Below are 13,822 nucleotides of genomic sequence, written 5' to 3'. Positions count from 1 at the left end.
AGTCTTCCTCCAGCAGCGGAAGCAGGGCAGCCCGCTCGATCGCCTCGAACAGGGCACGTCGGGTCGTGCCGAGCCTGCGCATCGGGTGGGCGTTGATGCGCTCCACCATCGTGGCGATGGCGGCATTGCATTCGGCGAGCGAGAAGAACGTCTGCCGCCGAAGCCGTCCGAGGATATAGGTCTGAGCCAAGCGCACGCCGGCCTCGACCTTGGCCTTGTCACGAGGCTTTCTCGGCCGGGCCGGCAGGATGCCGACACCGTAATGGTCGGCCATCATGCCGTAGGAGCGGTTGATCTCCGGATCGTAGAACGAGGCCTTGTGGACGGCGCTCTTGAGGTTGTCCGGTACGACGAGGCGGGGGACGCCGCCAAGGAAGCGGAATAGGCGGATATGCGCGCCGATCCAGTCGGGCAGCGTCTGGGTCCAGGTCGCCTCGGCATAGGTCAGGCTCGACGCGCCCAGCACCGCCACGAAGATCTCGGCTTGCCGCACCACCCCGGTGGCCGGATCGACGATGGCGACCCGCTTGCCGGAATAGTCGACGAAGACTTTGTCGCCGGCGCCATGGTGCTGGCGCATCACCGGGGTGAGCCGACGCTCGAACTCGCGATACAGATCGCAGAACCGGGAATAGCCGTAGCCGTCGGGATGGGCCTCCCGATACTCCTCCCACAGCACGGTGAGGTTGACCCCGGGCCGGCGCATCTCCCGGACCAGCGATGGCCAATCCGGCTCGGCCAACCGGCGCATCCCCTGCTTCACCCCGGCCCGGGCGAACAGGCGCTGTTCCAGCACCGCGTCGCTGACCTCGGGCCCGAGCGGCCAGGCCAGGCCGGCGGCGCTCGCCCGGCCGAGGTTGTCCTGAACGGTCGAGCGGGCGATGCCCAGCGTTCGTCCGATCTCACGCGCGCTCACCCCGTCCCGGGCGAGACGCAGCATCTGTTTAATCTGTCGCATGGTCAGCTCTCTCCTGGCCGGCATCCCGTTCTCCTCGTGGTCGAGGGCTGGGATGCCGCGGTTGCTGACCCGGGGGAAAACCGTCGCCGATATCGGCTACCGGGTGGCCGGCTTCATCTCGGAATGGTGGCCGACATCAAATCGGAACGCTGGCCGGCTTCGCGTCGGAATGGGTGGCCGGCTTCCGTCGGAATCCGCAATCGATGACAAGGTCGCACGGAAATACGGAACTGGGATGCAGGCTGCGAGGCATGGCAAGATCTCCGACGACCGAAGCCGAGATCCATCAACCCGCCTGCACCGAATGTGAGTCATACCAACTCTCATTGATCAGCACCCATGGGCCCATTGGCGCAGTCCGATGGACATGATGCGCCAGGGTTGGGCGATGATCTTGTTCCAGGCGTCGCAGCAGTGGTCGAGGATATCGGCGTAGGATTTGTAGATCCGGTTGCCGAGCCAGTTGTCGCGCAGGAACTGCCAGAGGTTCTCGACCGGGTTGAGTTCGGGTGAGCGGGCCGGCAGGGGCAGCAGGGTGATGTTGTCCGGGACCGGCAGCTTGCTGGTCGTGTGCCAGCCAGCCTGATCGAGCAGGAGCACGGCGTGAGCGCCGGCAGCCACGGTTCTTGAGATTTCTTCGAGGTGGTGGGCCATGGCCGACGTAGTGCAGCGGGGCATGACCAAGCCGGCGCCCACGCCCCGGGCCGGGCAGATCGCCCCGAAGATGTAGGCGGAGGCCGTGCGCTGATCCTTGGGGGCCGAAGGTCGCGTTCCGCGTTTGGCCCAGCGTCGGGTGAGCGTGTTCTTCTGGCCGACACGGGCCTCGTCGCAGAACCAGACCTCTACGGGCCTGTCGCCGACAGCCTGCGCGATCTGCGCCAGACGGTCGGGGAAGCCTTTTTAAAAATAGCCGAAGCGTCCGGATCCTGGGCGTGATGGCGTGGGCGCGCCGAGAGTTTGCGGTAGCCCATGGCTCGCAAGACTCGGCTCAAGGTCTGCTCGGAGACCGACACGCCGTGATCCTCGCACAGGATCTGGGCCAGATCGCACAACCGCCAGCGCACCACGCCGTGCGCGGCCGGTGTCGGTCCCTGTTCGACCAGCGCCTTCAGGACGTCGCGCTGATCGGCGTTCAGGCGCGGACGAGCCCCAGGGGCCTTGCCGTCGATCAGCCCGCTCGGGCCATCGGCGTTGAAGGCGACCACCCAGTCGCGCACCGTCTGCAGCCCGACCCCGCCGATCTCGGCCGCCTCCGACCGCATACCACCCGCAGCGATCACCGAAAGCGCCAGGAGACGGCGAGTCTGGGCCGGATCACACGAACATTTGGCCAGCGCGCGCAGGGCCGCCGCATCAAAATCCGATCGCAGCGGCACCGGAGCAGCCATCGCATCCTCCTCAAGCTCCAAAACCAGAGGACTGAATCATGACCCGGATATCGACACTACCCCCCGTGAGTCTCGCTCAACGAGGCGTGGTATCAGACCCAAAGTTCGACGCCGATCCAGGGTCAATGTTCAGGTTCATCCGCACTTCTGGTGCTGCCGGGTGACTGAGGGCCGATGGGTAGAGTTGCACCGGCTCCTGGCCGTTGATCACGCCGGATGGAGTACCCGCTGCTGCAGGAGGTCGAAGCCAGTACGACCGTACATCTGCCGCTTGATCAGCTTGAGGCGGTTGACCTGACCTTCGACCGGCCCGTTGCTCCAGGGCTGTGTGATCGCCGCCCGTACGGCATCCAGATCCTGGCGCAGGCCGGCAGCGAAGCCGCACAATCCCGTTGCCGCTGCCGCGTCCAGCCAGGGTTCCAGCCCCGCTGGATCGTCCTGTCGCAGTAGATCGGCGAAGGCTCGCACGTGAGTGGCCGTGATCCCAACTTCTGGAGCCGCCTCGCACAGTGCGTCGAGGAAGGCACGCTCCGCATGGCCGAGCATGGTCGGATCGCTCGCCAGCAGGCGCGTGGTCCGGCGCGTCGAGGGCGTGTGACGCAATCGAGAGCGATCCGGTGCGGTCTCTCGCCGTTGGACGATCCAGCGTCGAACGATATCGACACCGCCGCCGAAGCCCCGCGCCCGCAGTTCCCGGTGCAAGGCGGCGCCGCTGCGGACCCCCTCCTGCCAACGGGCTTCGGCAAAGCTTCGATGCTGGTCGAGCAGACTCGGTCCCGGCGCTCGGCGATACGGGACGAATGTGCCGACCCGCAGGTAGCTGCGCACCGTGTTGCGGGCCAGTCCGGTCCGGTGCGTGATCTGCAGGATCGGTAGACCCTCCGCATGAAGATGCAGGACATCGTCGAAGCGCCTACGGCGGTTCTCGCTCGGTTGCGAGAGAGACGGCGCGGGGACGGGCACGGCTGGCATGCTACCGGAAGGAGACCGAAGTCCTTCCGCCCGCTGGATCTGCGTCTGGTAGCGCGCAACGACGGAACGGAGGGTTTCGGAGGCGTTGACCAGAAGGTGCCAGCGGTCGGCGACTTGGATGGCGCCGGGAGCACCGCTGCGGGCGGCCTCGGCGTAGGGGCCTGCCCGGTCCCGGCTGACGACGGCGATGCCGGGATGCGCAGCGAGCCAGTCCCTGACCGGAGCGGAGGAGCGGCCCGGCAGCAGGGCTAGAACGCGATGGCGTTCCAAATCGCAGACGATGGTGCCGTAGCGTCGCCCGCGCCGCCAAGCCCAGTCGTCGATGCCCACCACCCGCGGAGCCGGGTAGGCCCGTGGCGGGTGGCGACGGATCAGGCGCAGGACGGTATCGCCGCTCACCGGCATGCATAGCCGCCGCGACAGACGGGCTCCGGCCTCGCCGCCCAGCACCATGCCGATCTCGGTCTGCGCCTCGGACAGACGCGCGGTCCGGCGCGCCTTGGATCCCATCAAGCCCGGGATGCGCTCGACGAAGATCCGGCCCGGGCAATGGCTGCACCGGAAGCGGCGCACCTGAACGCGCCACGTGACTGCCCGGTCCTGCCAGGGCAGGTCCTGAAGCGTTCGCAAGTGGCGGCTATGGACCCGGGAGGAGGCGTGGCCGCAGGTGGGACAGGCCGCCTGCGCAGCGGTGGTCCTGGCAAGAAGCGATAGCCCGGACGGGTCGAGCGTCAGTTCATCGACGTACAGCCCATCGGGCACTGTCGGCAGCGACGGGTTCGAAAGCGGCATCCGACGCCTCCTCGGTCCTGGTGAGGATCAACGTCCAAAAGCACGGTTCGACTCCGGCAGCACCAGAAATGCGGATGAACCAATGTTCAACGCTGTTTGACAGTCACACGCTCGATCGCCTTCTCGGACAGCGTGATCCGCATCCGATTCTTCGATACCGACTTCTCCACAGGCGCCCTCTTCCATGAGATCCTAAACCTCGTTCACGTGCAGGGCGAGATGGCGGGTGAGGACGTCCTGCTGATGGGCGGCGTCACTATCGGGGAGGTCCACCTTGACGGCGACATGGTATTCGGTCCGGGATTCAATCGCGCCTACGACCTTGAGTCCCAGTTCGCTGTGTCCCGACGCATCGTGATCGGGCAGGAAGCCTTCGACGCCCTGCGCACCGACCGGAGACTCATCAGCGAGAACCATACCGCGGAGGAGGACATCGCGTACATCCGAAGGCTTGTGACACGAAGCGACGACGGAATCTGGTTCGTCGACTATCTTGCTGCGATGTAAGGCGAGGTGGATCACCCTGAATACTTCCCTGACTACGTCGCCGGCCACCGCGCGCTCATCGTCGAAGGAGCGACATCCGTTTCCGTCAGGTCCCGCGTCTTACAGAAATACCTTTGGCTCGCCCGCTACCTTAACAGCGTCGTGGATCGATGCGGCCTCCCGACCGCGTTGCGGCTGTCGCAGGCGGACATTCCTGCCCTCGATGAGTTGGCGGACCGGCCGTCCTGGATGTCGGACGCGGAGTACGAAGGCCGGGACTAGATGTTCGGTCCCGGCGCGACGCCGGTACGCCGGCATCCGCGCTCAGCCGCAACTTGCTGCCCCGGTCCTTTCGCCTTCTCGGCTTGCCGTTCCGCAAAGTGACCAAGCTCGCCCTGTCGACGTCCAACGGCGTTGCGACGGGTCCCAATCCGATTTGAAATCGACGGTCTCGCTAGAGAAGGCCTTTTAAGGTTGCCTGCCCCCCAGCCCCCCCGCTCCGCCCCCCTCTGCGGGACGCGCCTCAATTCCGTGGTCGGTTGCTCAATCGCGAGGCCTCGGCAAAATCCGTCCTCAGGCGGACCGAGAAAACCCTCGGCCGGCAAGGCGAGCACGGCCTCGCGCCTCCGCGGAAGCCCGGTGATGGTCGAGAGCTGCCGAAACACGAGCGTCCGCGTCGACCGCCGTTTTGCCTGAAAGTCGCCGTTCTCTCCCGGCCAGCCCATGCGGTTCGATGAACCACCCCCTTGCCGGTGTCCAACTCCGGAAACGGACCGTCGCAAAAACCACCGAAAACCGCTATCGCCGGCCAGGACAACGTCGTGTCCCAGTCGGCGATAGCGGCGGGCCCAAAGGACGAGTCGCCGCCCCACATCGAGCATGGGCCTGTGGCGGCGCCCCTCCGCATGGCGTGCCCGTTCGGAATGCGACGAGGACGGCCGCGGAAACCGCAGGCCTGGGTTCGCCCGGCGAACGGGATAAGCGCGAACGGCATCGGGCTTCGGGCGCGGGCCGCTCGTCTCGACGAAGTGGCGGTCCGAGGAGCGCACCGGATCGAGACAGAACCCCCGCGCCGCGATGCGCCGCGCCCATCGCGACATGATCGTGTCGTCGAGAGCGAGCGCCATCGAGCCATGTGGCAAAGGCATGGATCTGGAGCACGAGCAGATGCGACCGCCGGCCCGTGGACATCGCGATGCGCGGTCGGGGACCGGCGGAAGTTCACGTACGGCCGTCCGTACGCGGGGCCCATGATCCGCAGCGGGCTCGTCACCATCCGATGCCTCGGTGCCAGGATCGCACCGATCAAAAGGTCCTGGGCGCGCCGCCTGGAGCGGTGAACGAGCACCGGTGCGGAGCCCCGCAACGATTCCGGCGAAGCGCCCGGGTGGAAGCGGCACGGCGGCGTCTCCCACCGAGGGCGCAACCAGTCTATCCACCACCCGCCCGCGGCATCCGCCGCTTGGCCTTCCGGCCGCCCTCGCGACGCAATGAAACGGGCTCCGACATCCGGGAGCGCAGCCGCCAAGGAAAATCCGAGACCTGATCCTCAATGCACATCGCGTTCAGCCCGACGCCCCAGCCTGCAAGCGTCTCCGACGTTCGGCCCGTGAGAGTTCGTCGGCATTGGCAAAACCGGTGGCGGCGGCGATCTCCGCGGCACCCATGGAGCTCTCGCGACGAAGCTGATGAGCTCGGTCGAGGCGAAGATCGAGATAGCTCCGGTGGAGCCCGGCGCCGAGAAGATCCCTGAAAAGGCGCTCTAGCTGTCGCACCGAAACTCGGGCCAGCCCTGCAAAATCCTCTTTCGACAACGGTGTCTCCAGATTCGACTCCATGGCGGCGAGGACACGAAGGACCCGCGGATCGCGAATGCCGAACCGGAGCCGCAAGTCCATTCTCTGAGGGCTCAGGCCCTCTCGCATCTGGTTGTGCAGGAACCAATCGCTGACGCCTGCGGCGAGACCGGGTCCGTGATCCTGTTCGATGAGGTTGAGCATGAGATCGAGTGCCGCGATTCCGCCCGAGCAGGTGATCCGGTCGCCCTGCATCTCGAAGAGCGACCGAACCACTTCGATATCGGGATAGCGCTCCTCGAACGCCGGGACATGTTCCCAGTGGAGGGTGCATCGGCGTCCCGTCAGCAGTCCTGCGCGAGCGAGCAGGTAGGGGCCGCCGGAGATGCCACCGACGGTCACTCCTTTTCTTGCGAGGTCCCGCAGCCACGCGGAAACGGCCGGATCGTCGAAGGTCGCGGGATTGCCGCCCGCGCAGACGAAGACCCGGTCGGCATCGAGCTCCACGGCACCGACCTCGACGTCGGTGAGGATCGTCACGCCGTTCGAGGCTTGAACCGTTCCGCCTCCCGGAGCGGCATGCCACCAACGGTAGAGGGGGCAGCCCGACAGGGTGTTCGCAGCTCGCAGCGGCTCGACCGCTGCCGTGTAGGACATCAGCGGGAAGTCGGGCACGAGGACGAATCCTACGGTCAGGCTCGACGGAGCTCCGATCCGTGGCGCCTTCCGGCCAGGTTTGGAACGCTTCGCATCCTCGGTAGGTCCACTCATTTCCTCGCAATCTGCCGGAACTCCGTCGCAAATTGCAAGCCTGTCGGTGCGATTGTCCGCTATCGATGGTCAACACGTCGCAGTCACCGAAGAACGGCTCCATTCATGCGCTACTCCGTCTTCAGCGTCCTAGGTCAAGCCCTGCGTGGACAGCGCGATTGGAAGCCGCAATGGCGTGATGCGGCGCCCCGGACGGAATACGACGTCGTGATCGTCGGTGGCGGCGGGCACGGGGTCGCCACGGCCTACTACCTGGCCAAGGAGCACGGCATCACAAACGTCGCCGTGCTTGAGAAGAGCCACATTGGGTCGGGCAATGTCGGGCGAAACACCACCATCGTCCGTTCGAATTACGGCCTGCCCGGCAACATCCCGTTCTACGAGCAGTCGATGAAACTGTGGGAGAGCCTCGAGCAGGACATCAACTACAACGCCATGGTGAGCCAGCGCGGCGTGCTGAACCTCTACCATTCCGACGGCCAGCGCGACGCCTATGCGCGGCGTGGCAACGCCATGCGGATGGCCGGCATCGATGCCGAACTCCTCGACCGCGATGGCGTCCGGGCAATGGTGCCGTTCATCGACTTCGACAATGCTCGATTCCCCGTCAAAGGCGGGCTGCTGCAGCGGAGAGGCGGCACCGTGCGCCACGATGCGGTGGCCTGGGGCTACGCCCGCGCGGCCGACCAGCGGGGGGTCGACATCGTGCAGAACTGCGCCGTCACCGGCATCCGTCGGGACAATGGCCGCGTCGTCGGCGTCGAGACGAGCCGCGGCTTCATCCGCGCCAAGAAGGTCGCGTTGTCAGTGGCCGGTTCCACCTCGCTCCTCGCATCCATGGTCGACATGCGGCTGCCGATCGAAAGCCACGTCCTGCAAGCCTTCGTCAGCGAGGGCGTAAAGCCCCTGATCGATACCGTCATGACCTTCGGCGCCGGCCACTTCTACGTCAGCCAATCGGACAAGGGCGGGCTCGTCTTCGGCGGCGACATCGACGGCTATAATTCCTATGCGCAGCGGGGCAACCTCGCCACGATCGAGGACGTCATGGAGGGTGGCATGGCTCTCTGGCCGGGGCTCGGACGCCTGCGCCTGCTGCGTCATTGGGGCGGTATCATGGACATGTCCATGGATGGCTCGCCTATCATCGACCGGACCGGAATCGACGGGCTCTATCTCAATGCGGGGTGGTGCTACGGCGGCTTCAAGGCAACTCCCGCCGCCGGCTTCTGCTTCGCGCATCTCATCGCCCGTGACGCGCCCCATGCGGATGCGGCTGCCTACCGGCTCGACCGCTTCGCCACCGGCCATCTCATCGACGAGAAGGGCATGGGCGCCCAGCCGAACCTGCACTGAGGGTCACAGATCATGCGCATTCGATGCTCCCATTGCGGCGAGCGCGACAACGGCGAGTTCAGCTACCTCGGCGACGCGACGCTGGCACGGCCCGACGGCATGGAGGCGGACGCCGCTGCCATGTACGACTATGTCTACCTGCGTGACAACCTCGCGGGCGAGCACCGCGAGCTCTGGTACCACGGGGCCGGCTGCCGCGCCTGGCTTGTCGTCACCCGTGACACGCGCACTCATACGATCAGTGACGTTTCGCCTGCCCGTGACGTCGCGCGCACGCGCCGGACGGGAGAAGCTGCATGACCACCATCACATTGAGGCGCTCGGAGGCCGGAACCGCCGCCGTCTCTCCTGGTCGCAATCAAGCCTTTCGCACCGCAACGGGCGGATTGATCAATCGGCAGCGCCCCCTCGATTTCAGTTTCGACGGGGTCCGTCATTTGGGCTTTGAAGGCGACACCCTGGCTTCGGCGCTGCTCGCCAATGGCGTTCGCCTCGTTGGCCGCTCGTTCAAGTACCATCGGCCACGTGGCATCCTCTCGGCGGGTTCAGAGGAGCCGAACGCGATCGTCGAGCTGCGCACAGGCGCGCGCCGAGAGCCGAACACGCGTGCCACCGTCGCCGAACTCTACGACGGGCTGGAGGCGCAGAGTCAGAACCGCTGGCCGTCGCTCAAGTATGACGCGCTCGCCGTCAACGCATTCGCGGCACCGGTTTTCGCTGCGGGCTTCTACTACAAGACATTCATGTGGCCGGCCGCTTTCTGGGAAAAGTTCTACGAGCCGATGATCCGTCGTGCCGCCGGCCTCGGACGGGCGGCGAATGCGCCGGACCCCGATACCTACGACAAGGCCCACGCCTTCTGCGACGTGCTCGTCATCGGCGGTGGCCCGGCCGGCTTGTCGGCGGCATTGGCCGCCGGGCGCTCCGGCGCCCGGGTGATCCTGGTGGACGAGGATCATCAGCTCGGGGGCCGCCTGCTTTCTGAACGGCGCGAGATCGATTTTCGGTCCGGCGCGGACTGGGCGCAGGAGGCCGTCGCCGAGCTGGAGAGCATGTCGGAGGTCCGCATCCTCAGCCGCACCACCCTGTTCGGTGTCTACGACCATGGCGCATACGGGGCAGTCGAGCGCGTCAGCGACCACCTGGCAGTACCCTCGGCCCATGCGCCGCGCCAGCGCCTCTGGCGGATCACGGCCAAGCATGCCGTGCTCGCGGCGGGCGCCATCGAGCGCCCGCACATCTTCGGAGGCAATGACCGTCCCGGCGTGATGCTGGCCGGCGCCGTTCGTGCCTACCTCAATCGTTTCGGCGTGCTGCCGGGAAGGCGAGTGGCTATTTTCACGTCCGGCGACGACGGTTGGAGGACGGTGGCCGACGTCGCGGCCGCCGGAGGCCAGGTAGTGGCGGTGATCGATTCGCGATCCTCCGTCTCCCCGAACTTGCGCCGGGAAGCCGAGGCCGTCGGCGCCCGGGTCATCGCCGGGGGGTACGTCTCCGGAACAAAGGGACACCTGGCGCTCAAGGCCATCGATGTCGTGGACACCTACGGCAGCTCCGAGACCATCGCCTGCGATTGCCTCGCGATGGCCAACGGCTGGAACCCGATCGTTCACCTCGACTCGCATCTGTCGCGCCGTCCGGTCTGGAACGAGGTGATCCAGGCCTTCGTCCCGGGCGCGCTGCCCTCGGGCATGGCCGCTGTCGGGGCCTCGGCCGGACGGCTCACGCTGGCCGAGTGCCTCAAGACCGGGGCGCAAGCCGGTGCGGAGGCGGCACTAGCCCTCGGCTTTGCCGCAGCGGCTCGCGACACGCTCAAGACAGATCCGGAGGGCATCGCCCACACCCCGCTCTGGCGCGTGGCGAAGCCCAAGGGCAAGGCCTTCGTCGATTTCCAAAACGACGTGGCAGCCTCCGACGTGGAGCTTGCCCATCGGGAAGGCTTTCGCGCCATCGAGCACCTTAAGCGCTACACCACGCTCGGTATGGCGACCGACCAGGGCAAGACTTCGAACCTGGCCGGACTCAGCATCATGGCCGAGCTCACCGGACAGGCGATCCCCAGCGTCGGCACCACCGTGTTCCGTCCTCCCTTCACGCCCGTCGCGATCGGGGCGTTCGCGGGCCACCATCGGGGCAAGGAGTTCCGGGCTACCCGCCACGTGCCCTCGCACGCATGGTGTGAGGAGCAGGGTGCCGTGTTCGTCGAGACCGGCCTTTGGCTCCGTCCCGCTTACTTCCCCGTGGCCGGGGAAAACGACTGGATGCAGACGGTCAACCGCGAAGTGAACACGGTCCGCAGCAAAGTGGGTGTCTGCGACGTCACCACCCTCGGCAAGATCGACATCCAGGGTCGGGACGCATTGGCCTTGATCGAACGGGCCTGCGCCAATCCCTTCGGTACGCTCGCCGTCGGGAAGGCTCGCTATGCAGTGCTGCTGCGCGAGGATGGCTTCGTCATGGACGACGGCACCATCGCGCGGATGAGCGACACCCACTTCGTGATGACCGCCTCGACGGCGAACGCTGCCAAGGTCATGCAGCACCTTGAGTTCTGCCATCAATGGCTCTGGCCGGACCTCGACGTTCAGATGGTGTCGATCAGCGAGCAATGGGCGCAATACGCCGTCGCGGGTCCGCATGCCCGCGACACCCTGCGGGACGTGATCGATCCCGGCTTCGACATCGGAAACGAGGCGTTCCCGTTCCTGGCATGCGCCGACGTGACGGTGGGCGGGGGCATACCGGCGCGATTGTTCCGCATCTCGTTCTCCGGCGAGCTCGCCTACGAACTCGCGGTGCCGGCGGCGTACGGCGACGCGGCTTGGCGGGCGATCATGCAGGCCGGATCGCAATACGGCATCACGGCCTACGGCTCGGAGGCGCTTTCGGTGATGCGCATCGAGAAAGGCCACGCCGCCGGGGCGGAAATCAACGGGCAGACCACGGCACGCGACATCGGCCTCGGAGGCATGCTGGCCAAGAAGAAAGACTATGTCGGCCGTCTCTTGAAGGAGCGACCCGCATTGACCGATCCGGACCGTCCGATCCTCGTAGGCTTCCACCCTGTCGATCCGGCGCAACGCCTGCGCGCGGGCGCCCGCTTCCTCGCTGTCGGCGCTTCCCCGAGCCTTGAGGCCGATGAGGGATACATGACCTCGGTCGCCTATTCGCCGAGCCTCGGCCACTGGATTGGGATCGGCCTGATCCGGAGGGGACCCAAGCGTCACGGGGAGCGGGTGCGTGCCTACGATCCGGTGCGTAGCGCCGACATCGAGGTGGAGATCTGCTCGCCCGTCTTCGTGGATCCGAAAGAGGAGAAGCTGCGTGTCTGAGGGAATGACGACGAGCGCGTGGCGGCCCCGAAGTGCCTGGGCCGGCGTGGCACGGGCAGGTCGACACGGCCGCCTTCAGGGAGAAGCGGGTGTCCGGCTGACCCTCGGCGACGGCATGGGGCTCGCCACCCTGATTGCGGCCGATGGGCAGGAGACCGCCCTTCGTCAGATCCTGACCGATCGGTTCGGCTGGTCTCTGCCCGAGCCAGGAGGGGCGAACGTCGTCGGCGAGCGAGGCCTCGTCTGGTCCGCGCCTGGCCAGTGGCTCGCGATCGCCGAGACGCGGCATGCTCTGGACGGTTTGGCCGAAGCAGTGCGTGGGCTTGCGGCCGTCACGGACCAGAGCGATGCCCGTGCGCTCGTCCGCGTCTCCGGTCCCTGCGCCCGTATGGCACTATCGAAGGGGCTGACAATCGACCTGCATCCGTCCGCGTTCCGCACCGGACAGTCGGCCGTGACGAGCATCGCGCACATCGGCGCGCAGATCTGGCAGCGGAACGAGGCGCCAGCCTACGATCTGACGGTCGCGCGCAGCTTTGCCGATAGTTTCTGGTCGTGGCTGGATCATGCCGCGGCGGAGTTCGGTTACGAGGTGGTCGGCACATCAGGCCACTGACACCGGCAGGCGACCCCGACCAGCCCGCCCGTCGATGCCGGCTCGGGCTCGGTAAGGACGGGCGGTCGCTTCGGGGACCGAAGCGGGACGCTTTCCGCGCCTGGACCCGGACCTCGCCGCAACCGGCCTTCGGGTCGAAGCCGCGGCGAGAGCGGGGGGAGGGGAGCTCCTCGCCGCATCGCCAACACGGAACAATTTGCCCGTCCTGCCGAATCAAGAACAGACGGAGACTACATGGCGCAGGTCACAAAGCTTCCTGTTGCAGCGGGCCGCAAGAAGGCGGCACACGCCTCGGTCGATATCGAAACGATGAGATCAGCCCAGGCTCATCCTTTCCCGGGCGCCGATCTCGCGACCGTGTCCAATGCTCCTCGGGATGGTGCACAGACGCTTGAGAAGGCTCTGGGGCATCAGGTCCGCACGCTTCGACGCCAGCGCAACTTGTCGGCTTCGGAGCTTGGGCAGGCCGCGAGTATTTCCCTCGGCATGGTGTCGAAGATCGAGAACGGACAGAGCTCGCCCTCCTTGTCCACGATGAACTCCCTCGCTAGGGCGCTCGACGTCCCGTTGAGCTCACTCTTCTCCACCTTCGAGGAAAAGCGGGACTGCTCTTACGTAGAGAGGGGCAAAGGCGTCATCATCGAGCGACGGGGAACCAAAGTCGGCCACATCTATGAGTTACTCGGGGCCTCGCTGGGTGGAGATCTCGTCGTCGAGCCTTACCTGATCGCCCTGGAGGACGATGCCGAGCCGTACACGACCTTCAATCACTCCGGCATCGAGCTCATTTACATGCTGACCGGCGAAGTCCTCTACAGGCACTCCAATCATGATTACAACCTCAAGCCCGGCGACTCACTGATGTTCGATTCGGCCGGTTTGCACGGCCCCGTGCAGTATATTCGGACCCCGTCGACATATGTTGCCGTGATCATCTATCCTCGTCCATCACTCTGAAAAAGCCGTCTCGGTGACCGCTTTCCGCGGCCGCTAGTGGTGCGAGTCTAACACTTGGTGCCCGCGCTTTGCGGCCTGGATGATGCGATCCGGGTCGGCGGTCCAGACGAAGGGCTTTGGGTCGCCGTTGCTCTCGGCGATGAAGCGTTTGATGGCCGCCTGCACCTCGATCAGCGATCCGAACACGCCGCGCCGCAGCCGGCGTCTTGCGAGCTTTGCGAAGAAGCCCTCGACGGCATTGAGCCACGAGGCTGAGGTCGGAGTGAAGTGGAAGGTCCAGCGCGGGTGGCGGCCGAGCCAGGCACGGACGAGCTATGCGGGAGATTGGGTGACGACGATGGATTGAAGGCGGCGTATCGAGGCGGGTGTCGAGCCAGCCAGAACCTCTCACCGAGAGC

10 protein-coding genes and 1 pseudogene are annotated in these 13,822 nt (G+C 66.2%); 6 read left to right on the top strand and 5 right to left on the bottom strand.

From position 1 onward, the window contains the following. The 3 genes from istA to G3T14_RS21840 form a co-directional block, all read right to left on the bottom strand. On the bottom strand, window positions 1-958 hold a 958-nt coding region (istA, locus tag G3T14_RS21850), incomplete at its 3' end, for an IS21 family transposase (protein WP_246733489.1). 330 nt (window positions 959-1,288) lie between these two features. Further along, window positions 1,289-2,346 (bottom strand): IS630 family transposase gene (locus G3T14_RS21845; RefSeq protein ID WP_163644627.1). Its coding sequence is split into 2 segments (ribosomal slippage): window positions 1,289-1,854 and window positions 1,854-2,346, totalling 1,059 coding nucleotides; the frame shifts between segments, so codons are not numbered across the junction. Window positions 2,347-2,553: 207 nt separating this feature from the next. Continuing rightward, window positions 2,554-4,089, bottom strand: coding sequence for an ISL3 family transposase (locus G3T14_RS21840; protein WP_163644630.1), 1,536 nt, complete (start codon window positions 4,087-4,089; stop codon window positions 2,554-2,556). Window positions 4,090-4,206: 117 nt separating this feature from the next. Between G3T14_RS21840 and G3T14_RS21835 the strand changes: the two genes are divergently transcribed. Continuing rightward, window positions 4,207-4,617, top strand: coding sequence for a hypothetical protein (locus G3T14_RS21835; RefSeq protein ID WP_163644626.1), 411 nt, complete (start codon window positions 4,207-4,209; stop codon window positions 4,615-4,617). 1,544 nt (window positions 4,618-6,161) lie between these two features. Here the strand turns inward: G3T14_RS21835 and G3T14_RS21830 are convergent. After that, on the bottom strand, window positions 6,162-7,049 hold the full coding sequence (locus tag G3T14_RS21830; RefSeq protein WP_246733490.1) for a GlxA family transcriptional regulator: 888 nt from the start codon (window positions 7,047-7,049) through the stop codon (window positions 6,162-6,164). Window positions 7,050-7,268: 219 nt separating this feature from the next. Between G3T14_RS21830 and G3T14_RS21825 the strand changes: the two genes are divergently transcribed. The 5 genes from G3T14_RS21825 to G3T14_RS21805 all read left to right on the top strand — a co-directional run bounded on the left by G3T14_RS21825 (window position 7,269) and on the right by G3T14_RS21805 (window position 13,424). Beyond that, window positions 7,269-8,519, top strand: coding sequence for a sarcosine oxidase subunit beta family protein (locus G3T14_RS21825; protein WP_163644624.1), 1,251 nt, complete (start codon window positions 7,269-7,271; stop codon window positions 8,517-8,519). A gap of 12 nt (window positions 8,520-8,531) precedes the next feature. Next, complete coding sequence (locus G3T14_RS21820) at window positions 8,532-8,819, top strand: sarcosine oxidase subunit delta (protein ID WP_163644623.1); 288 nt, start codon at window positions 8,532-8,534, stop codon at window positions 8,817-8,819. Then, window positions 8,816-11,851 (top strand): sarcosine oxidase subunit alpha family protein, encoded by a 3,036-nt coding sequence (locus tag G3T14_RS21815; protein WP_163644622.1) that lies wholly within the window; start codon window positions 8,816-8,818, stop codon window positions 11,849-11,851. Before G3T14_RS21820 ends, G3T14_RS21815 begins: the two co-directional genes overlap by 4 nt. A gap of 115 nt (window positions 11,852-11,966) precedes the next feature. After that, the gene (locus G3T14_RS21810) at window positions 11,967-12,467 is read left to right on the top strand and encodes a sarcosine oxidase subunit gamma family protein (RefSeq protein ID WP_348645323.1); all 501 of its coding nucleotides are present in this window, start codon (window positions 11,967-11,969) and stop codon (window positions 12,465-12,467) included. Between the two features lie 309 nt (window positions 12,468-12,776). Further along, window positions 12,777-13,424, top strand: a complete 648-nt coding sequence (locus G3T14_RS21805) for an XRE family transcriptional regulator (protein ID WP_163644629.1) — start codon at window positions 12,777-12,779, stop codon at window positions 13,422-13,424. Between the two features lie 33 nt (window positions 13,425-13,457). Here the strand turns inward: G3T14_RS21805 and G3T14_RS21800 are convergent. Further along, window positions 13,458-13,733: pseudogene (locus G3T14_RS21800) on the bottom strand (IS630 family transposase); the annotation flags it as partial. Window positions 13,734-13,822 lie beyond the last annotated feature (89 nt).

Source organism: Methylobacterium sp. BTF04 (assembly GCF_010692745.1).
In the GTDB taxonomy this organism is placed as follows: domain Bacteria; phylum Pseudomonadota; class Alphaproteobacteria; order Rhizobiales; family Beijerinckiaceae; genus Methylobacterium.
The sequence above is the reverse complement of the archived record's forward strand: the minus strand, read 5'-3'. Positions and strand labels throughout refer to the sequence as shown.

Excerpts from the sequence above, each read along its gene's own strand:
- G3T14_RS21830 (WP_246733490.1), bottom strand. The coding sequence starts at position 7,049 with ATGTCCTACACGGCAGCGGTCGAGCCGCTGCGAGCTGCGAACACCCTG.
- G3T14_RS21815 (WP_163644622.1), top strand. The coding sequence starts at position 8,816 with ATGACCACCATCACATTGAGGCGCTCGGAGGCCGGAACCGCCGCCGTC.
- G3T14_RS21820 (WP_163644623.1), top strand. The coding sequence starts at position 8,532 with ATGCGCATTCGATGCTCCCATTGCGGCGAGCGCGACAACGGCGAGTTC.
- G3T14_RS21805 (WP_163644629.1), top strand. The coding sequence starts at position 12,777 with ATGAGATCAGCCCAGGCTCATCCTTTCCCGGGCGCCGATCTCGCGACC.
- G3T14_RS21825 (WP_163644624.1), top strand. The coding sequence starts at position 7,269 with ATGCGCTACTCCGTCTTCAGCGTCCTAGGTCAAGCCCTGCGTGGACAG.
- G3T14_RS21810 (WP_348645323.1), top strand. The coding sequence starts at position 11,967 with ATGGGGCTCGCCACCCTGATTGCGGCCGATGGGCAGGAGACCGCCCTT.